The 20,584-nt window shown below is 70.3% G+C and carries 16 protein-coding genes; 10 read left to right on the forward strand and 6 right to left on the reverse strand.

What is annotated here, in order from left to right; all coding sequences use genetic code 11:
* Positions 1-18: 18 nt before the first annotated feature.
* Positions 19-783, reverse strand: a complete 765-nt coding sequence (locus WS92_RS20645) for a TIM barrel protein (RefSeq protein ID WP_006026899.1) — start codon at positions 781-783, stop codon at positions 19-21.
* Between the two features lie 200 nt (positions 784-983).
* Positions 984-1,886 carry a LysR family transcriptional regulator gene (locus tag WS92_RS20650; RefSeq protein ID WP_006026900.1) on the reverse strand — a complete coding sequence of 301 codons (903 nt, stop codon included), beginning with the start codon at positions 1,884-1,886 and terminating at the stop codon, positions 984-986.
* 109 nt (positions 1,887-1,995) lie between these two features.
* Between WS92_RS20650 and WS92_RS20655 the strand changes: the two genes are divergently transcribed.
* Positions 1,996-3,069 carry a YeiH family protein gene (locus WS92_RS20655; protein ID WP_059930798.1) on the forward strand — a complete coding sequence of 358 codons (1,074 nt, stop codon included), beginning with the start codon at positions 1,996-1,998 and terminating at the stop codon, positions 3,067-3,069.
* A gap of 109 nt (positions 3,070-3,178) precedes the next feature.
* Positions 3,179-4,918, forward strand: coding sequence for a ClcB-like voltage-gated chloride channel protein (locus WS92_RS20660; RefSeq protein ID WP_059930800.1), 1,740 nt, complete (start codon positions 3,179-3,181; stop codon positions 4,916-4,918).
* A 58-nt stretch (positions 4,919-4,976) separates the two neighbouring features.
* On the opposite strand, the gene WS92_RS20665 is transcribed toward WS92_RS20660, so the two are convergent.
* The gene (locus tag WS92_RS20665; RefSeq protein ID WP_015600284.1) at positions 4,977-5,597 is read right to left on the reverse strand and encodes a TetR/AcrR family transcriptional regulator; all 621 of its coding nucleotides are present in this window, start codon (positions 5,595-5,597) and stop codon (positions 4,977-4,979) included.
* A gap of 205 nt (positions 5,598-5,802) precedes the next feature.
* On the opposite strand from WS92_RS20665, the gene WS92_RS20670 reads away from it, so the two are divergent.
* The 5 genes from WS92_RS20670 to WS92_RS20695 all read left to right on the forward strand — a co-directional run bounded on the left by WS92_RS20670 (position 5,803) and on the right by WS92_RS20695 (position 14,465).
* Complete coding sequence (locus tag WS92_RS20670) at positions 5,803-6,918, forward strand: efflux RND transporter periplasmic adaptor subunit (protein WP_059930802.1); 1,116 nt, start codon at positions 5,803-5,805, stop codon at positions 6,916-6,918.
* Positions 6,915-10,073, forward strand: a complete 3,159-nt coding sequence (locus WS92_RS20675; RefSeq protein WP_015600338.1) for an efflux RND transporter permease subunit — start codon at positions 6,915-6,917, stop codon at positions 10,071-10,073. Before WS92_RS20670 ends, WS92_RS20675 begins: the two co-directional genes overlap by 4 nt.
* 2 nt (positions 10,074-10,075) lie before the next feature.
* Positions 10,076-11,740, forward strand: a complete 1,665-nt coding sequence (locus WS92_RS20680) for an efflux transporter outer membrane subunit (protein ID WP_059930804.1) — start codon at positions 10,076-10,078, stop codon at positions 11,738-11,740.
* A gap of 385 nt (positions 11,741-12,125) precedes the next feature.
* The gene (locus tag WS92_RS20690; RefSeq protein WP_059930808.1) at positions 12,126-13,154 is read left to right on the forward strand and encodes a MerR family transcriptional regulator; all 1,029 of its coding nucleotides are present in this window, start codon (positions 12,126-12,128) and stop codon (positions 13,152-13,154) included.
* A 75-nt stretch (positions 13,155-13,229) separates the two neighbouring features.
* A complete protein-coding gene (locus WS92_RS20695; protein WP_059930810.1) occupies positions 13,230-14,465 on the forward strand; it encodes an MDR family MFS transporter in 1,236 nt (411 codons plus the stop codon).
* Positions 14,466-14,506: 41 nt separating this feature from the next.
* On the opposite strand, the gene WS92_RS20700 is transcribed toward WS92_RS20695, so the two are convergent.
* The 3 genes from WS92_RS20700 to WS92_RS20710 all read right to left on the reverse strand — a co-directional run bounded on the left by WS92_RS20700 (position 14,507) and on the right by WS92_RS20710 (position 16,814).
* On the reverse strand, positions 14,507-14,731 hold the full coding sequence (locus WS92_RS20700; RefSeq protein WP_059930812.1) for a helix-turn-helix domain-containing protein: 225 nt from the start codon (positions 14,729-14,731) through the stop codon (positions 14,507-14,509).
* A gap of 10 nt (positions 14,732-14,741) precedes the next feature.
* Positions 14,742-15,305 (reverse strand): DUF2975 domain-containing protein, encoded by a 564-nt coding sequence (locus tag WS92_RS20705; protein WP_059930814.1) that lies wholly within the window; start codon positions 15,303-15,305, stop codon positions 14,742-14,744.
* A gap of 141 nt (positions 15,306-15,446) precedes the next feature.
* Positions 15,447-16,814: a sigma-54 interaction domain-containing protein gene (locus WS92_RS20710; protein WP_059930816.1), complete on the reverse strand. Its 1,368-nt coding sequence runs from the start codon at positions 16,812-16,814 to the stop codon at positions 15,447-15,449.
* A gap of 259 nt (positions 16,815-17,073) precedes the next feature.
* Between WS92_RS20710 and WS92_RS20715 the strand changes: the two genes are divergently transcribed.
* From WS92_RS20715 to WS92_RS20725, 3 genes are read left to right on the forward strand one after another with little or no spacing between them, the layout of a single operon-like run.
* The gene (locus tag WS92_RS20715; RefSeq protein ID WP_059930818.1) at positions 17,074-17,997 is read left to right on the forward strand and encodes an MBL fold metallo-hydrolase; all 924 of its coding nucleotides are present in this window, start codon (positions 17,074-17,076) and stop codon (positions 17,995-17,997) included.
* 45 nt (positions 17,998-18,042) lie between these two features.
* The gene (locus tag WS92_RS20720) at positions 18,043-19,713 is read left to right on the forward strand and encodes a bifunctional protein tyrosine phosphatase family protein/NAD(P)/FAD-dependent oxidoreductase (RefSeq protein ID WP_059930820.1); all 1,671 of its coding nucleotides are present in this window, start codon (positions 18,043-18,045) and stop codon (positions 19,711-19,713) included.
* 39 nt (positions 19,714-19,752) lie between these two features.
* A complete protein-coding gene (locus WS92_RS20725; RefSeq protein ID WP_015602000.1) occupies positions 19,753-20,559 on the forward strand; it encodes a sulfite exporter TauE/SafE family protein in 807 nt (268 codons plus the stop codon).
* The last annotated feature ends 25 nt before the right edge of the window (positions 20,560-20,584 follow it).

The following is a 20,584-nucleotide window of genomic DNA, read 5'->3' on the forward strand; positions in this document are numbered from 1 at the left end:
GGCGCCGGTGGGTGGGTTTCATGCGGCCGCGAGCCACGCGACGCGCGCCGCCGCGTCGTCGGCCACGCGCGCCGCGTCGAGCGGAAATTCGATCCCGCGCGGCGCGGCGCGCGGCAGCAGCGCGAGCGCGTCGTCGCAGAAGCGGTCGCCGGGCGGCGGCGCGATCGCGAAGCGGCGCGCGCCCTCGCCGTCGACCGCCTTGCAATGGATGTATTCGACGTGCGCGGCGAGCGCGCGCGCGGCCGCAAGCGGCGCCTCGCCCGCCCATAGCCAGTTGCCGATGTCGAACGTCATGCCGACGAGCGCCGGGCGGCGCGCGTCGCGCAGCGCGGCGAACAGCGCCGTGAATTGCGCGAGCGCGCCGCCCCGCCGCAGTTGGCCGTTCTCGACCAGCACGCGGGCGCGCGCGCCGCGCGTCGCGTCGGCGAGCTCGGCCGCGTGCGGATCGGCGGCGAAGCCGCCCAACTGGAACTTGACGAAGCGCGCGCCGAGCGTGTCGGCTTGCGCGAGCGCTGCGGCGAGCGCGTCGCGGTTCAGGCCGCCGTCGTCCGCATAGAGCGTCGCGGGCGTCGAGTACACCGGCCACAGCCCGGCCGCGACGATCGCGCGGCCCAGTTCCGCCAGCGCGGGCGCGGACGCGTCGCCGCTCGACGCGAACAGCTCGCCGCGCACCTCGAAGCCGGCGGCGCCCGCGTCGGCCGCCGCGGCGACGAATGCGCGATGGCCCGCGCGGCGCACCGCATCCGCGCCGAACGCGCTCGCGACGATCACGATGTCGACCATGCTGGTTTGCCTCCTCCTCGGCCGGGGTTTCGTCGGAACACGGCAATGGAACCGGTTCCATTCGTTAATGGACGAATGGTGCGCCGAGCACCTGAAGCGAACCATAGAGGAAATCCCTAGGCACGGGCCGGCGAACCTTCGGCATCGACCGTGGGCAAACAGCGTGCCGCCGGCGCCCTCGCCGCACTCCGCGCCGTCCGTCAGGCCGGCTCGGCCTGCGCGACGCACAGCTCGAGAAAGCGCGTCGCGACGCGCGACGGCGCCGCGCCGTGCGCAACGAGAATCGAGAAATGGCGCGTGAGCGGCTCGGGCGCGATCGACACCATCGCGAGCGCCGCGTCGTCGTGCCGCAGCGACATCGCGGACACGAAGCCGACGCCCATCCCCGCGCGCACCGCCTCCTTCACCGCCTCGACGCCCGCGATCTCGAACGCGACCGTCAGCGGCGTCGCCGCGCGCGCGAACGCGCGCTCGACGAGCTGGCGCACGCCCGAGCCCGCCTCGCGCAGCACGAGCGGATACGCGGCGAGCGCGGCGAGCGTCGCGCGCGCGCGGCCCGGCTCGCCGCGCGCGGCGAGCGGATGCGACGCCGGCACGATCGCGACGATCTCGTCCTCGCGCCATGCGTGCACCGTCGTGCCGGCCGGCAGCGCGTCGCCGGGCGGCCCTTCGATCAGCGCGATGTCGAGCGACGCGAGTGACGCAACGACGTCCGACGTGTTGCCGCTCATCGTCTGGATCGCGACGTCCGGCGCAAGCGGCTGGAACGCGGCGAGCAGATACGGCAGCAGATAGCTCGCGGGCGTCGTGCTCGCGCCGATCCGCAGCGTGCCGCGCTCGAGCCCGCGCACCGCGTCGCGGTACGCGCGCGCCTGCGCGAACGTGTCGCGCAGTTGCGTCGCATGGCGCGCGAGCGCCTCGCCGACCGGCGTGAGGCGCACGCCGCGCCCGTCGCGCTGGTACAGCGGCTCGCCGAATTCGTCCTGCAACTGGCGCAGTTGGCCGGACACCGCGGGCTGCGACAGATGCAGTGCGAGCGCCGCGCGGCTGATGTTCCGGTGCTCGGCGACTGCGGCGAACGTTATCAGTTGATCTGGGGTCATCGGCCTGAAATATCGGATTTCCGGATACTTTACACGATAAATGACGATTTTTCATATCGATATAATCAATTTAGGATTAGGCCCGTCACCACAAAAAACGAACGAAGCCATGTCCACGCTTACCTCACCCCAGCTCAGCGCCGCCGCGCCGTCGATGCGCGGTCGGCTCAACGGCATCCTGTTCGTCGGCCTGTTCGCGCTCGCCGTCACGAGCGTCGCGCAACTGCCCGCCGTCGCGCATTTCGGCCTGAGCCCGCTCATCGTCGGGATCGTCGCGGGCGCGCTCTACGGCAACCTGCTGCGCGACGGCATGCCCGCGAGCTGGGCGGCCGGCGTCGATTTCTCCGCGCGCAAGCTGCTGCGGATCGCCGTCGCGTTCTTCGGGCTGCGCGTGAGCCTGCAGGAAATCGCGCAGGTCGGCATGCCGGGGCTCGCGGTGTCGGCGCTCGTCGTCGCGAGCACGCTCGCCGTCGGCACCTGGGCCGGCATCAAGCTGATGAAGCTCGACCGCGACACCGCGCTGCTGACCGCCGCCGGCAGCGCGATCTGCGGCGCGGCCGCGGTGCTCGCGTTCGAATCGACGCTGCGCTCGAAGCCGCATCAGAGCGCGATGGCGGTCGGCAGCGTCGTGCTGTTCGGCACGCTGTCGATGTTCGCGTACCCGCTCGCGTACCGCGCCGGCTGGCTGCACCTCGACGCCACGGGCCTGGGCCTCTTCTTCGGCGGCACGATCCACGAGGTCGCGCAGGTGGTGGGCGCGGCGAGCGACGTCGGCCCGGAAGTCGCGCGCGTCGCGACGATCGTCAAGATGACCCGCGTGATGCTGCTCGTGCCGGTGCTGCTCGTGCTCGGCGCGTGGCTCGCCCGCTCGGCGCGCCGCCAATCGGCGGCAACGGGCCACGGCGCGCCCCGCAAGCTCGCGGTGCCGTGGTTCGCGCTCGGCTTCCTCGGCTTCGTCGTCGTGAATTCGCTGCAGATGCTGCCCGCCGCCGCGATCGGCACGCTCAACGCGCTCGACACGTTCGCGCTGACGATGGCGATGACGGCGCTCGGCATCGAGACGCGGATGTCGCAGATCCGCGCGGCCGGGCCCCGCGCGCTGATGACGGGCTTCATCCTGTACGCGTGGCTGATCTTCGGCGGCTATGCGATCGTCGTCGCGACGGAGCGCTGGCTTGGCTGAGCCGCCGCGCGCCTCCTCGCGCCGCCGCGCCGCGTGCGCCGGGTCTGCCCCGCGCACGCGGCGCGATGCTATTCTTCCGCTCGATTTCATCCGCCGAGCCTCGTCCGTCGTGCTCTCGTTCCTGCTCAAGCTGCGCACCCGCGCGCAAACCCTGTTCCGGCTGTCCGACGCGCATACGATGCTCGTGTGGTCGGTGATCGTCGGCATCGGCGGCGCGCTCGCGACGGTCGCGTTCCGCGAAGGCATCGAGCTGATCCAGCACGCGATCTCCGGCACGAGCGGCAGCTTCACCGAAATGGCGAAGCGCCTGCCGTGGCAGGTGCGGTTCTGGCTGCCCGCCGCGGGCGGCTTTCTCGCGGGCTGCGTGCTGCTCGTCGCGCAGCGCGGCGCGCGCAAGGAAAGCAAGACCGACTACATGGAAGCCGTCGCGCTCGGCGACGGCATCGTGCCGGTGCGGCAGAGCCTCTGGCGCAGCGCGTCGTCGCTGCTCACGATCGGCAGCGGCGGCTCGATCGGCCGCGAAGGCCCGATGGTGCAGCTCGCGGCGCTCGCCGCGTCGCTCGTCGGACGCTTCGCGCACTTCGATCCGCCGCGGCTGCGCCTGCTCGTCGCGTGCGGCGCGGCGGCCGGGATCACGTCCGCGTACAACGCGCCGATCGCGGGCGCGTTCTTCGTCTGCGAGATCGTGCTCGGCTCGATCGCGATGGAGAGCTTCGGGCCCGTCGTCGTCGCATCGGTGGTCGCGAACATCGTGATGCGCGAGTTCGCCGGCTACAAGCCGCCTTATCAAATGCCGGTGTTTCCGGCCGTCGCCGGCTGGGAAGTGCTGCTCTTCGTCGCGCTGGGCCTCTTGTGCGGCGCGGCCGCGCCGCAGTTCCTGCGCCTGCTCGACCTGTCGAAGACGCAGTTCAAGCGCCTGCCCGCGCCGCTGCCCGTGCGGCTCGCGGCGGGCGGCCTCGTCGTCGGCGTGATCTCGGTGTGGGTGCCCGACGTCTGGGGCAACGGCTACAGCGTCGTCAACGCGATCCTGCATGCGCCGTGGACCTGGCAGGCGCTCGTCGCGGTGCTCGTCTTCAAGCTGATCGCGACCGCCGCGACGGCGGGCTCCGGCGCGGTCGGCGGGATCTTCACGCCGACGCTCTTCGTCGGCGCGGTAGTCGGCTCGCTGTTCGGCATCGCGCTGCACGCGCTCATGCCCGGGCACGTATCCGCGTGGTACGCGTATGCGATGGTCGGCATGGGCGCGTTCCTCGCGGGCGCGACGCAGGCGCCGCTAATGGCGATCCTGATGATCTTCGAGATGACGCTGAGCTACCAGGTCGTGCTGCCGCTGATGATGTCGTGCGTCGTCGCGTACTTCGCGGCGCGCGCGCTCGGCAAGACCTCGATGTACGAGATCACGCTGCGCCGCCACCGCGACGACGAGGCGCGCACGCGCCTGCGCGCCGCGCAGATGCGCGACCTGATCCAGCCTGCCGCGACCGTCGTGCCGCTCACGGCGAGCGTGGCCGACATGACGCGCGTGTTTCTCGAATATCCGGTCAAGTACCTGTACGTGACGGATGACGCCGGGCGGTTTCGCGGCGCGGTCGCGCTGAAGGACATCACGTCCGATCTGCTCGAGAAGCGCGACACCACGCACAAGCGCGCGGCGAACTACCTGCATACGCCGTTTCCGCTCCTCACCCCCGACATGCCGATCGGCACCGCGCTCGAGCACTTCATGCAGTTCCAGGGCGAGCGGCTGCCCGTTGTCGAGCGCGCGGACGATCCGACGCTCGCGGGCGTCGTCTACAAGACGTCGCTCCTCGATGCGTATCGCCGGATGAACATGGATCTCGAACGCTGATCGATCTCGCCCGCGACAGGCGCGCCGGAAAAGCAAGCCGAACGCGGCGCGGCCGCCGTCAGTCCGGCGCGCGCCCGAGCACGACGCGCGCGAAGAAGCCGGCGAGCACCTGCTGCGTGGTATCGCCCGTCACGTGTCTCGGATCGGCCGCGTGGTACGACTGCACGCCGTCGCACAGGCTCATCAGCCCGAGCGCGAGCACGTCGGCGGGCAGCAGGAGCGGCGTGCCCACGCGGTCGGCGAACGTCAGGATGTAGTGCGTGAAGCGGTCGCGCTTTTCCTTCACGAACTCGTTGAAGCGCGCGCGGAACTTCGCGTCGCGCGTCGCCTGCAGCTTCGCTTCGCCCCATAGCAGGAACGCCGGGCTGTTGCGGAAGAACTGGCTGTAATACTCGAGCGCGTGCGCCTCCATCTGCTCGCGCGTGCCGCCGCTCTCGAAGATCTTTTGCAGATCCGCTTCCGCCTCTTCGTGATCGCGCCTGAGCAGCTCGAGCAGCAGCTCGGCCTTGCCGCGAAAGTTCGAATAGAACGCGCCGCGCGTGTAGCCCGCCGCCGACGCGATGTCCTCGACGCTCGTCGCCACGTACCCCTTCTTCGTGAATGTGGCGTGCGCAGCGCTCAGCAGACGCTCGCGCGTCAAATCCTTGCTTTGTTCTCGAGTCAGGCGGATTGGCTTCATGGCCGGGAAGTCTAGCATCTTCTCGCGAATCAAAACATCTTTGCATTCAGATACAACCCCGTATTAGAATTCAGCCAAGTTTTTGTCAACAAGTCGGCAACGTGCGCGCCGATTGTTTTGCCTGTTTTGTTTTTGCCGCGCACGACGCCGGGCAAGCGCATCCGGCTTGCCGGTTTTTCCGTTTTCTCCTGTTCGAGGGGTCACCGTGAATCGTTCCGGTTCTCGCGCCGCGCTGCTGATCGGCGTCGCGCTCATCGTTGCCGCCTGTCACCGCAAGGAAGCCGCGCCGAGCGCGCCGCGCCCCGTCGTCGCGGTGCCGGCCCGGGCGGACGGCGCCGCCGCCGCCGTGTCGCTGCCCGGCGAGATCCAGCCGCGCTATGCGACGCCGCTGTCGTTCCGCATCGCCGGCAAGATCGTCGAGCGCAAGGTGCGCCTCGGCGACGCCGTGAAGCCAGGTCAGATCGTCGCGCTGCTCGACACGTCCGACGTCGCGAAGAACGCGGCGAGCGCGCAGGCGCAACTCGACGCCGCGACGCACGCGCTCACGTTCGCGCAGCAGCAGCTCGAGCGCGACCGCGCGCAGTCGCGCGAGAGCCTGATCGCGCCCGCCCAGCTCGAGCAGACCGAGAACGCCTACGCGTCCGCGCGCGCGCAGCGCGACCAGGCCGCGCAGCAGCTCGCGCTCGCGAAGAACCAGTTGCAGTACGCGACGCTCGTCGCCGATCACGCGGGCTACATCACCGCCGAGCAGGCCGACACCGGGCAGAACGTGTCCGCCGGCCAGCCGGTCTATCAGCTCGCGTGGTCGGGCGACGTCGACGTCGTCACCGACGCGCCGGAAAGCGAGCTGCCCCTCCTCACGCCGGGCCACGCGGCGCGCGTCACGCTGCCGGCGCTGCCCGGCCGCGCGTTCGACGCGCGCGTGCGCGAGATCGCGCCCGCCGCCGATCCGCAAAGCCGCACGTACCGCGTGAAGCTCACGCTCGCGCAGCCCGACGCCGCGGTGCGGCTCGGGATGACCGCGAACGTCGCGTTCTCGTCCGACGCATCGGACAACGCGAGCGCGCAGACGCGCTTCACGCTGCCGTCGACGGCGCTCTTCCACGCGGGCAACGCGCCCGCGCTGTGGGTCGTGCGCAAGCAGGACGACACGCTCGAGCTGCGCCGCGTCGACATCGTCCGCTACAACGAGCGCACGGTGACCGTGTCGGGCGGAATCCAGCCGGGCGAGCGCGTCGTGCTGCAAGGCGTGCACACGGTGAGCGCGGGCGAGAAGGTGCGCGCGGTGCCGCCGCTGCACCCGGAGGATGTCGCGTCATGACGGCGGGCCGAGAAGAAGGCGGACGCTTCAACCTGTCCGCGTGGGCGCTGCGTCATCAGGCGCTCGTCATCTACCTGATCGCGCTCGCGACGATCGCGGGCATCCTCGCCTACTCGCGTCTCGCGCAATCGGAAGACCCGCCGTTCACGTTCCGCGTGATGGTGATCCGCACGTTCTGGCCCGGCGCGACCGCGCGCCAGGTGCAGGAGCAGGTCACCGACCGGATCGGCCGCAAGCTGCAGGAAATGCCCGCGATCGACTATCTGCGCAGCTACTCGCGGCCCGGCGAATCGCTGCTTTTCTTCGCGATGAAGGATTCGGCGCCCGTGAAGGACGTGCCGGAAACCTGGTACCAGGCGCGCAAGAAGGTGGGCGACATCTCGATGACGCTGCCGCCCGGCGTCCAGGGCCCGTTCTTCAACGACGAATTCGGCGACGTCTACACGAACATCTACACGCTCGAAGGCGACGGCTTCTCGCCCGCGCAACTGCACGACTACGCGGACCAGTTGCGCGTCGTGCTGCTGCGCGTGCCGGGCGTCGCGAAGGTCGACTACTTCGGCGACCCCGACCAGCGGATCTTCGTCGAGATCGACAACACGCGGCTTGCGCGGCTCGGGATCTCGCCGCAGCAGATCGCGCAGGCGATCAACGCGCAGAACGACGTGTCGTCGCCGGGCGTGCTCACGGCCACGCACGATCGCGTGTTCATCCGGCCGAGCGGCCAGTACGAGAGCGTCGACGCGATCGCCGACACGCTGATCCGCGTGAACGGCCGCACGTTCCGGTTGGGCGACCTCGCGACGATCAAGCGCGGCTACGACGACCCGCCCGTCACGCAGATGCGATCGAACGGCCGCGCGGTGCTCGGCATCGGCGTCACGATGCAGCCGGGCGGCGACGTGATCCGGCTCGGCAAGGCGCTCGACGCGAGCTCGAAGGCGCTGCAGGCGCAACTGCCGGCGGGCCTCAAGCTCACCGAAGTGTCGAGCATGCCGCACGCGGTGTCGCGCTCGGTCGACGACTTCCTCGAGGCGGTCGCCGAGGCGGTCGCGATCGTGCTGATCGTGAGCCTCGTGTCGCTCGGCCTGCGCACCGGGATGGTCGTCGTGATCTCGATCCCCGTCGTGCTCGCCGTCACCGCGCTCTTCATGTATCTGTTCGACATCGGGCTGCACAAGGTGTCGCTCGGCACGCTCGTGCTCGCGCTCGGCCTGCTCGTCGACGACGCGATCATCGCGGTCGAGATGATGGCCGTGAAGCTCGAACAGGGCTTCAGCCGCGCGCGCGCCGCCGCGTTCGCGTACACGAGCACCGCGTTTCCGATGCTCACGGGCACGCTCGTCACGGTGTCCGGCTTTCTGCCGATCGCGCTCGCGAAGTCGAGCACGGGCGAATACACGCGCTCGATCTTCGAGGTGTCGGCGATCGCGCTGATCGCGTCGTGGTTCGCGGCGGTCGTGCTGATCCCCCTCCTCGGCTACCACATGCTGCCCGAGCGCAAGCATCCGTCGAAACACGCCGCAGGCGGCGCGCCGCACGCGCCCGACGCCGCGCACGGCCACGAGCACGGCCACGACATCTACGACACGCGCTTCTACACGCGGCTGCGCGTGTGGATCAAGTGGTGCATCGAGCGGCGCTTCGTCGTGCTCGCGATCACGATCGCGCTGTTCGTCGTCGCGCTCGCGGGCTTCTCGCTCGTGCCGCAGCAGTTCTTCCCGAGCTCGGACCGCCCCGAGCTGCTCGTCGACCTGCGGCTGCCCGAAGGCGCGTCGTTCGACGCGACGCTCAAGCAGGCCGAGCGCTTCGAGAAGCTGATCGAGAAACGGCCGGAGATCGATCACGCGGTGAACTTCGTCGGCTCCGGCGCGCCGCGCTTCTACCTGCCGCTCGATCAGCAACTGCAATTGCCGAACTTCGCCCAGTTCGTGATCACCGCGAAATCGGTCGAGCAACGCGAGAAGCTCTCGGCCTGGCTCGCGAGCGTGCTGCGCGACCAGTTCCCGGCGGTGCGCACGCGGATCTCGCGGCTCGAGAACGGCCCGCCCGTCGGCTATCCGGTGCAGTTCCGCGTGAGCGGCGACAGCATCGCGAGCGTGCGCGCGATCTCGGAGAAGGTCGCGGCGACGATGCGCGCCGACGCACGCGCGACCAACGTCCAGTTCGACTGGGACGAGCCCGCCGAGCGCTCGGTGCGCTTCGAGCTCGACCAGCACAAGGCGCGCGAGCTGAACGTAAGCTCGCAGGACGTCGCGAGCTTCCTCGCGATGACGCTGTCCGGCACGACGGTCACGCAATACCGCGAGCGCGACAAGCTGATCGCCGTCGATCTGCGCGCGCCGCGCGCGCAGCGCGTCGACCCGGCGAATCTCGCGAGCCTCGCGATGCCGACGCCGGGCGGCCCCGTGCCGCTCGGCTCGCTCGGGCGCTTCCACGACACGCTCGAGTACGGCGTCGTCTGGGAGCGCGACCGCCAGCCGACGATCACCGTGCAGTCCGACGTGACGGCGGGCGCGCAAGGGATCGACGTCACGCATGCGATCAACGCGAAGCTCGACGCGCTGCGCGCGCAGTTGCCCGTCGGCTACCGGATCGAGATCGGCGGCTCCGTCGAGGAAAGCGCGAAGGGCCAGACGTCGATCAACGCGCAGATGCCGCTGATGGTGATCGCCGTGCTCACGCTCCTGATGATCCAGTTGCAGAGCTTCTCGCGCGTGCTGATGGTCGTGTTGACCGCGCCGCTCGGGATGATCGGCGTCGTCGGCACGCTGCTCCTGTTCGGCAAGCCGTTCGGCTTCGTCGCGATGCTCGGCGTGATCGCGATGTTCGGGATCATCATGCGCAACTCGGTGATTCTCGTCGACCAGATCGAGCAGGACATCGCCGCCGGGCACGGCCGCTTCGACGCGATCGTCGGCGCGACCGTGCGGCGCTTCCGGCCGATCACGCTGACGGCCGCGGCCGCCGTGCTCGCGCTGATTCCGCTGTTGCGCTCGAACTTCTTCGGCCCGATGGCGACCGCGCTGATGGGCGGCATCACGAGCGCGACCGTGCTCACGCTCTTCTTCCTGCCGGCGCTCTATGCCGCGTGGTTCCGCGTGAAGCCGGACGAGCGCGATCCGGAGCCGCCCGCCACGCCTTCGGGAGCCTGACCATGCGCGTTTCGATTCCTTCGTTGCCGTCCCTGCTGCCGATCGCGGCCCGCGTCGCGCCGCGCGCGAGCGCCCTGACCGCCGCGCTCGCGCTGGCGGGCGCGACGGCCGGCTGCTCGCTGTTCGCACCGAGCGACGCGCCGCCCGCGATGCCGTCGCCCGCGCATTACGGCGCAACGCCGCTGCCCGAGCGCACGGCCGCCGCACAAGGGGTCGCGCAGCGCTTCGACATCGGCGCGCAGCCGGTGCCCGACTGGTGGAAGCGCTACCGGTCGCCCGCGCTCGACGCACTCGTCGACGAGGGTCTGCGCAACAGCCCGACGCTCGCCGCCGCCGAAAAGAGCCTGAGCGCCGCGCGCGAGCAGTTGCGCGCGCAGATCGGCGGCTCGCTGCTGCCGTCGATCGACGCGGGCGGCCAGGCGACGCGCCAGCGCGCGCTCGGCGTGCCGACGTTCGGCCCGCAGACGGTGCTCTACAACGTGTTCGCGGGCCAGTTGCAGGCGAGCTACACGCTCGACCTGTTCGGCGCCGCGCGCTTCGCGAACCGCGCGCTGGCGAAGCGCGTCGACATGAACGCGTACCAGCTCGAATCCACGCGGCGCGCGCTCGCCGCGAACATCGTCACGGCCGCCGTCACGTCGGCCGCGCTCGCCGAGCAGGTCGCGACGACCGAGCGGCTCGTCACGCTCGCGCGCGAGCAGGCGAACGACGCGGCCGCGCGCCATCGGCTCGGCGCGGCGTCGCGCACCGACATGCTGAACGCGCAGCAGAGCGCGGCGGCGCTCGAGGCGAGCCTGCCCGCGCTGCGCCAGCAGTGGCAGACGACGCGCCACGCGCTCGCCGTGCTGCTCGGCCGCACGCCGGACGCGGCGCCCGCCGATCTCGCGCTCGCCGACATGCGGCTGCCGCAGGACGTACCCGTCGTCGTGCCGTCGACGCTGCTGCAGACGCGGCCCGACATCCGCGCCGCCGAAGCCGGATTGCAGGCGGCCGCGGCCGAAGTCGGCGTCGCAACCGCGCAGATGTTCCCGCAACTGTCGCTGTCGGCGTCGATGGGGCACGCGGGCTTCAACTGGCCCGCGATGTTGTCGGGAGCGGGCGCGATCTGGAGCGTCGGCGCATCGCTCACGCAGCCGCTCTTCCACGGCGGCGCGCTGCTCGCGCAGCGCCGCGCGGCGCGCGCGACCTACGACGTGGCCGTCGACCAGTACAGGCAGACGGTGCTCGCCGCGTTCCAGGACGTCGCCGACAGGCTCGCCGCGCTCGACAACGACGCGGGCGCGCTCGACGCGTCGAACCGCTCGGCCGTCGCCGCGCGCGGCGCGTTCGACGACACCGCGGCGCGCGTGCGGCTCGGCGCGCTGCCGCCATCGGCCGCGCGCGCGAGCGAACAGCAGTACCGCAACGCGCGGCTCGACGAGATCCGCGCGACGGGCGCGCGGCTCGTCGATACCGCGCGGCTTTTTCAGGCGATGGGCACGCCGACCGACGACGGCAAGGACGCGAAGGACGCGGCGCGCGCGAGCGGGGCGAGCGCGCCCGGCAACGTCGACGCGGTCGGCAAGATCCAGGCCTCGGAGACCGCAAGCGCAGCGCCGGCCACCGTCGACGCGCACGCGGCGGCGAGCGCCGAACGCGCGTTGCGCACGCAGGCCGCCGCGCAATAAGCGCGGCGGGCGCGCACCGCGTGGCCGGCCGGGCCAGGTTCGATGCACTCGCGGACTGGCGCGAAGCGCGCCCGGATGCGCGCTTCGCCATGTTTCGCGCTGCGCCGCACCGTCCCTCGTGAAATTCGCGCGCGCGCGCAAACGCCGCGCGCGGCGCAACCCGCGGCGCTCGCGTCGAACGAATCGAACGATCAAGCGCACCGCGCATCGCACGCGGCGGCCGCACGATTCGCCCCGCCTCCTCCGTCCACACGCTTCTTTCGCGCCGCTCCCGCGCCCGTTGCGTCCGTTGCGCGGCCTCGGCCGCCTCGGCCGCCGATTCCGCTTGACCCTCACGTAGCGTAAGGTTTCATCCTCCACGGTGCGCATGAAACGGAGGCCAAGGATGCTGCTCAAGATCGGAGAACTGGCGAAACACAGCGGACTGACGGTCCGCACGCTGCACCACTACGACGCGATCGGCCTGCTCAAACCTTCCGCGCGCGCCGACAACGGCTATCGGCTGTACGACCGCAGCGACATCGCCCGGCTCCACCAGATCCAGGCGCTGCGCCGTTTCGGCCTCGCGCTCGCCGACGTCGGCGCCTACCTGGCCCAGCCCGGCACGCCGCTCACGTCGATCGTCGCGCGGCAGATCGCGATGCTCGACCGGCAGATCGAGCAGGCGGCGCGGCTGCGCGAGCGCCTCGCGCAATTGCGGCGCGATCTCGTCGACGGTGCGCAGCCCGAGCTGGCCGACTGGCTCAACACCCTGGAGTTAATGACCGTGTACGACCATTATTTTTCCGAAGAGGAACTCGCGCGCCTGCCGATGTACCGCAACGGCCATGCACCGGCCCCGGAATGGACGGCTCTCGTCGACGACGTGCGCGCGCTGATGGACGCGGGCGTCGCGCCCGAGGACGAGCGCGTGCGCGCGCTGTCGATCCGCTGGATGACGATGCTCGTGCGCGACACGAACGGCGACCCGCGCTTCCTCGCGAAGCTGAATCTGATGCACGAGCGCGAGCCGTCGATGCAGGCGCACATCGGCATCTCGCCCGCGCTGCGCGATTACGTGCTGCGCGCGTTTGCGGAAACGAAGATGCGGATCTACGAGCGCCACCTGTCGCCCGACGAAGCCCGCTTCATGCGCGCGAACTACGGCAAGCACGCGATGGAGTGGCCGCAACTGATGGCCGACGTGCGCGATGCGATCGATGCGGGCGCGTCGCCCGCTTCGCCGGAGGGGCGCGCGCTCGCGCGGCGCTGGCGCGAGTTGTTCCGCAGCTACGCGGGCGACGATCCCGACACGCAGGCGAAGTTCATCCGGGCGCAGACGACCGACCCCGAGCTGCTGGCGGGCACGTGGGCCGACGAGACGCTGCTCGACTTCATCCGCGACGCGATGCGCAATCTCGCGCAGGCGCGCTGACGGGCGGCAACAATGCGGCTTGCGGTTCCCTTCCCGCTCCTGCCGCCCCATCACACAATCATGCAAGAACGACCAATGCAAGAACGACAGGCATTCCCAAAACGGCGCATCGAACAACTGCGCCTCGTCTGGCTGCTCATTGTCGGCACCGGCTTCGTCGTGATGGCCCGCGCGATGAGCCTGCCGTTTCTCGCCATCTATCTGCACGAACGGATGAGGCTCGACGCGGCGACGATCGGCCTGCTGCTCGGCTCGGGCGCGCTCGTCGGCACGCTCGGCGGCTTCTTCGGCGGCCATCTGTCCGACGTGCTCGGCCGGCGCAAGGTGCTGACGGGCTGCCTGCTCGCATCAAGCGTGTCGTTCGTCGCGCTTCATTTCGCGGCCAATGCGTGGCAGGTCTTCGCCGTCAACCTCTTCATCAATCTCGCGAGCGCGTTCTACGAGCCGGTCTCGAAGGCGGCCCTCAGCGACAGTCTCCCGCCCGAACAGCGGCTGCGCGCGTTCGCGCGACGCTACGTGGCGATCAACGTCGGCTTCGCGATCGGGCCGCTCGCCGGCGCGTCGCTCGGCCTGCTCGACAAGTCGCCCGTGTTTCTCGTCACGGGCGCGGTCTACCTGCTGTTCTCGATCGCCATCCATGCCGCCACGGCCCGGCTCGCGCGTCGCCGTGCGCCGCACGAAGCAGCGGCGTCCGGCCTGCCGCTCGCCGTGAAGCTGCGCATCGTCGGGGCCGACCGGCGCCTCGTTCTCTTCACCGCGGGCAGCATGCTCGCGATCGCCGTGCACGGCGAAATGTCGGTCACGTTCTCGCAATACCTGATCGGCGCGTTCGACGACGGACTCGAGATGTTCGCGTGGCTGATGAGCACGAACGCGGTCACGGTCGTCGCGAGCCAGCCGCTGCTGAACCGCATCGGCGAGCGGCGCGGGCCGTTCGCGTCGCTCACGCTCGGCGCGATCCTGCTCGCGATCGGCGCCGCCGGCTTCGCGAATTCGCCGAACATGACCGCGCTCGTCGCATCGATGGTCGTCTTCACATGGGGCGAAGTGCTGCTCATTCCGTCGGAATACGCGGTCCTCGACAGCATCACGCCGGAGCCGATGCGCGGTATCTACTACGGCGCGCATTCGCTCGGCAACGTCGGCAACCTGCTCGGCCCCTGGCTAGGCGGCCTCGTGCTGCTGCATTACGGCGGCGGCGCGATGTTCTACGGCATGGGCTTCGTCGCGCTGCTCAGCCTGCTCATGTTCGTCGCCGGCGCGCGGATCGAGCCCGCGCCGCAGCGCCGGTTCGAAGTCCGGAGTCGCTGACGACGCTGACGATCCCGCCCGCCGGCTGCCCGTGTGCCGCGTCACCCCGCATCGGCGCCCGGCTCGTCTTCGAATGTCAGCAGATCGCCGGGCTGACAATCGAGATGCCGGCAGATCGCCTCGAGCGTCGCGAAACGGATGCCTTTGACCTTGCCCTGCTTGAGCAGCGACAGATTCTGCTCGGTGATGCCGACGGCCACGGCAAGATCCTTCGAGCGGACCTTGCGGATCGCGAGCATCACGTCGAGCTTGACGATGATCGGCATGGCGCGCGCCTCAGACGAACTGCCGGTGCTCGGCGTCGAGCTCGCTCGCGTGCTGCAGGATGTGCGCGATGACCGCGATGCAGGCCGCGGTGAACAGCGCGACGACGTACGGCAGGCCGAAGCCCAGCGTGACGACGCGATGCCCGACGGGCTCGCGCATCGTCGCCCACACGCTCAGGAGCGGCTCGCACAGCACGCTCAGCACGACCCACGCGCCGACCGCGCGCCCCGTCTTGCCGAGATGGCGGGCGGCCTCGGCCGAGAAGTATTCGCGGCGCGCATACGTGCGAAACAGCTCGCGCAGATGACGCAGGCCGCTCGCGAGCGCGACGAGCGGCACGCTCGACAGCACGATGCCGCCCGCCTTCTGCCACCACGGAAACGCGGCGACGTCGGCGTTCAGGCCCGCGATCAGCGAATCGGTCAGGCCGAATTCGAGACCCGCGCCCGATTTCACCGCGTTCAGCGACGGAAACGCCCAGCACGCGGCGTTGAGCAGCATCATCGCGACGATGAAGCAGAGGGTGACGGCAGCCATCCGCTGGCTGAGACGGGCGACACGATCGGAGTGCATGGGAATTCCTCGACGATGGGGATCACGGCTCGGATTCTAGCGTTGTTTTTATCGTAAAACAATCATTAATGATTGTAGAAATTTTATTATTTGTCGCGATTCGTGTATCGCATCGCAAGCGACGAGCGGCGCGGGCCGCTTTCACGCGTCCCGCGTCGCGATCCCGAGCGCGCGCAGCCGCCGGTACAGCGTGCGCTCGCTCATCCCGACGCACTCGGCGAGCGCGCGCCGCGTGCCGCCGAACGCGCGCGCGATCCGCGCGAGCTCGTCGTCGGACAGCTTCGCCGGCGCGCCAGGCTCTGCGCCCGGCTCCGCGCACGCATCGCCCGCGCGCGCGACCTCGTCGGGCAGATGCTCGATGCGAATCACGCCGTCGTCCGCGAGCAGGCATGCGCGATCGAGCACGTTGCGCAGCTCGCGGATATTGCCCGGCCATGCATACGCTTCGAGCCGCGCGAGTGCGTCGGGCGCAACGGTGAAGCGCTGCCCGGCCACAGGCCCGAGCGCCGCGATCCGGCGCAGGATCGAATCGACGAGGAGCGGCATGTCGCCCGGCCGCTCGCGCACCGCGGGCAGCGGGATCGGATACGCGCTGATCCGGTAGTACAGATCCGGCCGGAACCGGCCGTCGCCGATCATCGCCTTGAGCGGCTTGTGGGTCGCCGCGACGAGCCGGAAATCCGCGCGCAGCACCTCGACGCCGCCCACCCGCCGGAACGTCCCCGATTCGATGAGGCGCAGCAGCTTCACCTGCATCGACAGCGGCACGTCGCCGATTTCGTCGAGGAACAGCGTGCCGCCCTGCGCGGTCTCGACGAGGCCGGGCTTGCGCGCGGCCGCGCCGGTGAACGCCCCCTTCTCGTAGCCGAACAGCTCGCTTTCGAACAGCGTCTCGGCGATCCCCGAACAATCGACGACGACGAACGGCCCCATCGCGCGCGAGCTCGCCTCGTGCAGCGCACGCGCGAACAGCTCCTTGCCCGTGCCCGATTCGCCGAGCAGCAGCACGGGCAGCATCGCCGGCGCGACCCGCTGCAGCGCGGACAGCGCCGCGTTGAACGCGTCCGAGCCGCCGACGAGCCCCTCGCCGCTCGGCTTCGCCGACGCGCTGCGCACGGTCGTCAGCCGCTCGACGTACGCGATCACCGCGCCGCGCGCATCGAAGATCGGCCGCAGCTCGACGTCGACGTGCTCGGGCCCGCGCGGCGTGTGATGGATGTGCAGCACGCGGTTCAGGCTGCGCGATTCGGCCGCCTGCTTCATCGGGCAGTGCTCGCCCGCCTGGTCGCACGGCACGTCGTAGCGATGCGACACCTGATAGCAGCGCCGCCCGACGTGCGCCTCACCGGCGATCCCGAACTGCCGCTGATACGCGGCGTTCGCGGCGAGGACCCGGTACGACGGATCGAGCACGATCATCGGCTGCGGGTCCTGCTCGAGGTACGACACGAGCCCGCTCACGTCGGGCGGCGAGACTGGAACGATCGGGATGACGTCGTGCTGATCCATGCGTTGAGCTCCGGCTGCGCGGCCAGCGGCCACGCTGACTGCCAATTCTGCCATCGAACTGCCAATCATGGCAGCGAACCGGGACGAATACCGTCCGCGCGGCGGCGCGCAGTGCGCTGCATCGAAACAAAACACGATTTGAATCAAGTACCTGCGCCCGGCGATCGGCAATGCTGTCGGCTTGGCACGGTTCTTGTTCGAACGATCGCCATCTCGATGAATCGGCTCCAGGAGAAACCTCGTGACAACAGCGTCCACGATGACCGTCGAAGGCTTTTTCGACCCGGCGACGTGCACCATCAGCTATCTGCTGCTCGATTCCGGCAGCGGCGAATGTGCGCTGATAGACAGCGTGCTCGACTACGATCCGAAATCCGGCCGCACGCGCACCGCGAGCGCGGACCAACTGATCGCGCGCGTCGCGGCGCTCGGCGCGCGCGTGCGCTGGCTGCTCGAAACGCACGTGCACGCCGACCATCTGTCGGCCGCGCCATACCTGAAGGCGCAGATCGGCGGCGAGATCGCGATCGGGCGCCACGTGACGCGCGTGCAGGATGTGTTCGGCGCGCTGTTCAACGCGGGGCCCGCGTTCTCGCGCGACGGCCGCCAGTTCGATCGCCTGCTCGACGATGGCGACACGCTCGCGCTCGGCGCGCTCTCGATTCGCGCGATGCACACGCCGGGCCACACGCCCGCATGCATGACCTACGTCGTCGCCGAAGGGCGAGCGGCACGACATGACGCACCCCACGCGCACGAGGCGCACGAGGCGCACGAGGCGCACGAGATGGCCGCCTTCGTCGGCGACACGCTCTTCATGCCCGACTACGGCACCGCGCGCTGCGACTTCCCCGGTGGCGACGCGCGCACGCTGTACCGGTCGATCCGCAAGGTGCTGAGCCTGCCGCCCGAGACGCGCCTGTACATGTGCCACGACTATCAGCCGAACGGCCGCGCGGTCCAGTACGCGAGCACCGTCGCCGACGAGCGGCGCGAGAACGTGCACATCCACGACGGCGTCACCGAGGACGATTTCGTCGCGATGCGCACCGTGCGCGATTCGACGCTCGACATGCCGGTGCTGATGCTGCCTTCGGTGCAGGTCAACATGCGCGCGGGACGCCTGCCCGAGCCCGAGGACAACGGCGTGCGCTACCTGAAGATCCCGCTCGACGCGATCTGAGCCTGCCCGCCCCAACGACGACACGACACATACGACACGCCAACCATGGAAATCCGCAAGCTGACCGACACGCTGTCGGTCTCTCCCCAGCTCGTCGCCGCCGATCTGCCCGCGATCGCGCAGGCCGGCTTTCTCTCGATCGTCTGCAACCGGCCGGACGGCGAAGGCCCGGACCAGCCGACCGTCGCCGAGATCGACGCGGCCGCGAAGCCGTTCGGCATCGCGGTCCACTATCTGCCCGTCGACTCGGGCAAAGTCACCGATTCGCAAGGCGAGCAGTTCGGCGCGCTGCTCGGCACGCTCGCCTCGCCCGCGCTCGCGTACTGCCGCACCGGCATGCGCTCGGCGACGCTGTGGGGGCTGTCGCAGGCGGGCCTGCGTCCGCTGAACGACATCGTCGCCACGGGCCGCGCGGCCGGCTACGACCTCGCCGCGCTCGGCCGCCGGATCATGCAGCGCAGCCAGAGCGCGGCGACGCAAACCGTCGAGGCAAGCCACGACATCGTGATCGTCGGCGCGGGCGCGGCGGGGATCGCGGTCGCGTCGAGCCTGCTCGCGCGCGAGCGCTCGCTCGACATCGCCGTCATCGATCCGGCCGACACCCATTACTACCAGCCCGGCTGGACGATGGTCGGCGCGGGCGTGTTCCAGCCGAAGACGACCGCGCGGCAGATGGCCGCCGTGCTGCCGCGCGGCGTGCACTGGATCAAGGCCGCTGTCGCCGCGTTCGAGCCCGATACGCACACGGTCGTGCTCGACGGCTGCCGGCTCGTGCGCTACCGGCAGCTCGTCGTCTGCCCGGGGCTGAAGCTCGACTGGCACGGCATCGAAGGCCTGCCCGAGACGCTCGGCAAGAACGGCGTCACGTCGAACTATCGCTACGATCTCGCGCCGTACACGTGGCAGCTCGTGCGCGCGTTCGCCGGCCGCCGCGCGCTGTTCACGCAGCCGCCGATGCCGATCAAGTGCGCGGGCGCGCCGCAAAAGGCGATGTATCTGTCGGCCGACCACTGGCGGCGCACGAAACGCCTCGACACCATCGACATCGAGTTCTTCAATGCGGGCGCGGCGCTCTTCGGCGTCGCCGATTACGTGCCGGCGCTGATGGAATACGTGAAGCGCTACGACATCGCGCTGAATTTCGGCCACAACCTGATCGCGATCGACGGCGAGCGCAAGCGCGCGACGTTCGCGCGCACGCTGCCGGAAGGCGGCGCCGAGACCGTCATGCGCGAATTCGACATGATCCACGTCGTGCCGCCGCAGAAGGCGCCCGATTTCGTGCGCGCGAGCCCGCTCGCCGACGCGGCCGGCTGGATCGACGTCGATCCGGCGACGCTGCGCCACCGGCGCCACGCGGACGTGTTCGCGCTCGGCGACGTGACGAACACGACGAACGCGAAGACCGCGGCCGCCGCGCGCAAGCAGGCGCCCGTCGTCGCGCACAACGTGCTCGCCGCGCTCGGCAAGGCCCACGGCGACGCGACCTACGACGGCTACGGCTCGTGCCCGCTGACCGTCGAGCGCGGCAAGATCGTGCTCGCCGAGTTCCTGTACGGCGGGAAGGTCGCGCCGACCTTCCCCGCATGGCTCATCGACGGCAAGCGCCCGTCACGGCTCGCGTGGCTGCTCAAGGAGCGGCTGCTGCCGCCGCTCTACTGGCAGGCGATGCTCAAGGGCCGCGAATGGCTCGCGAAGCCCGAGATCGTCGGCTGATCGCCGCCCTTCGATGACCCTCGTCCGGAACAACGAAGCATGCTGATTTCCCTGGTGCTGGGCAGCATCGTCGGCGCGGTGCTGGGATTGACGGGGGCGGGCGGCGGCATTCTCGCCGTGCCCGCGCTCGTTGTCGGAATGGGCTGGCCGATGCAGCAGGCGACGCCCGTCGCGCTCGTCGCGGTCGCGGGCAGCGCCGCGCTCGGCGCGCTCGAAGGCTTTCGGCGCGGGCTTGTGCGCTATCGCGCGGCGTTCCTGATGGCCGCGGCCGGCGTGCCGCTGACGGCGCTCGGCGTGCGCCTCGCGCACGTGCTCCCGCAGCGCGTGCTGCTCGCGCTCTTCGCGCTCGTGATGCTGATCGTCGCGGTGCGCCTGTTGCGCCACGCGCTCGCGCATGCCGCAGGCGAGCCGGCCCGCTCGCCGCTGTGCGTCGGCCGCATCAACCCGGATACGGGGCGCCTCGTCTGGTCCTGGCCGGCCGGCATCGCGCTCGCGTCGACGGGCGCGCTCACGGGGCTGATGACGGGCCTGCTCGGCGTCGGCGGCGGCTTCGTGATTGTGCCGATGCTGCGCAAGTTCACGAACGTGACGATGCACGGCATCGTCGCGACGTCGCTGATGGTGATCGCGCTCGTCGGCACGGGCGGCGTGATCGCGACGATCGTGAGCGGCACGCCCGCGCCGCTCGACGTCACGTTGTGGTTCACCGTGACGACGGCGCTCGGCATGGCGGCCGGGCGCTGGGTGTCGCGCTTCGTGTCCGCGCGGCACGTGCAGATGGGCTTTGCGGCCGCGCTCGTGTGCGTCGCGGCCGGGCTGCTCGCGAAAGCGGCGCTCGGCTTCTGACGCCGCGCGCGGCGCACGCGGCGCG

The organism is Burkholderia sp. MSMB1588 (assembly GCF_001546925.1).
Classification (GTDB): domain Bacteria; phylum Pseudomonadota; class Gammaproteobacteria; order Burkholderiales; family Burkholderiaceae; genus Burkholderia; species Burkholderia humptydooensis.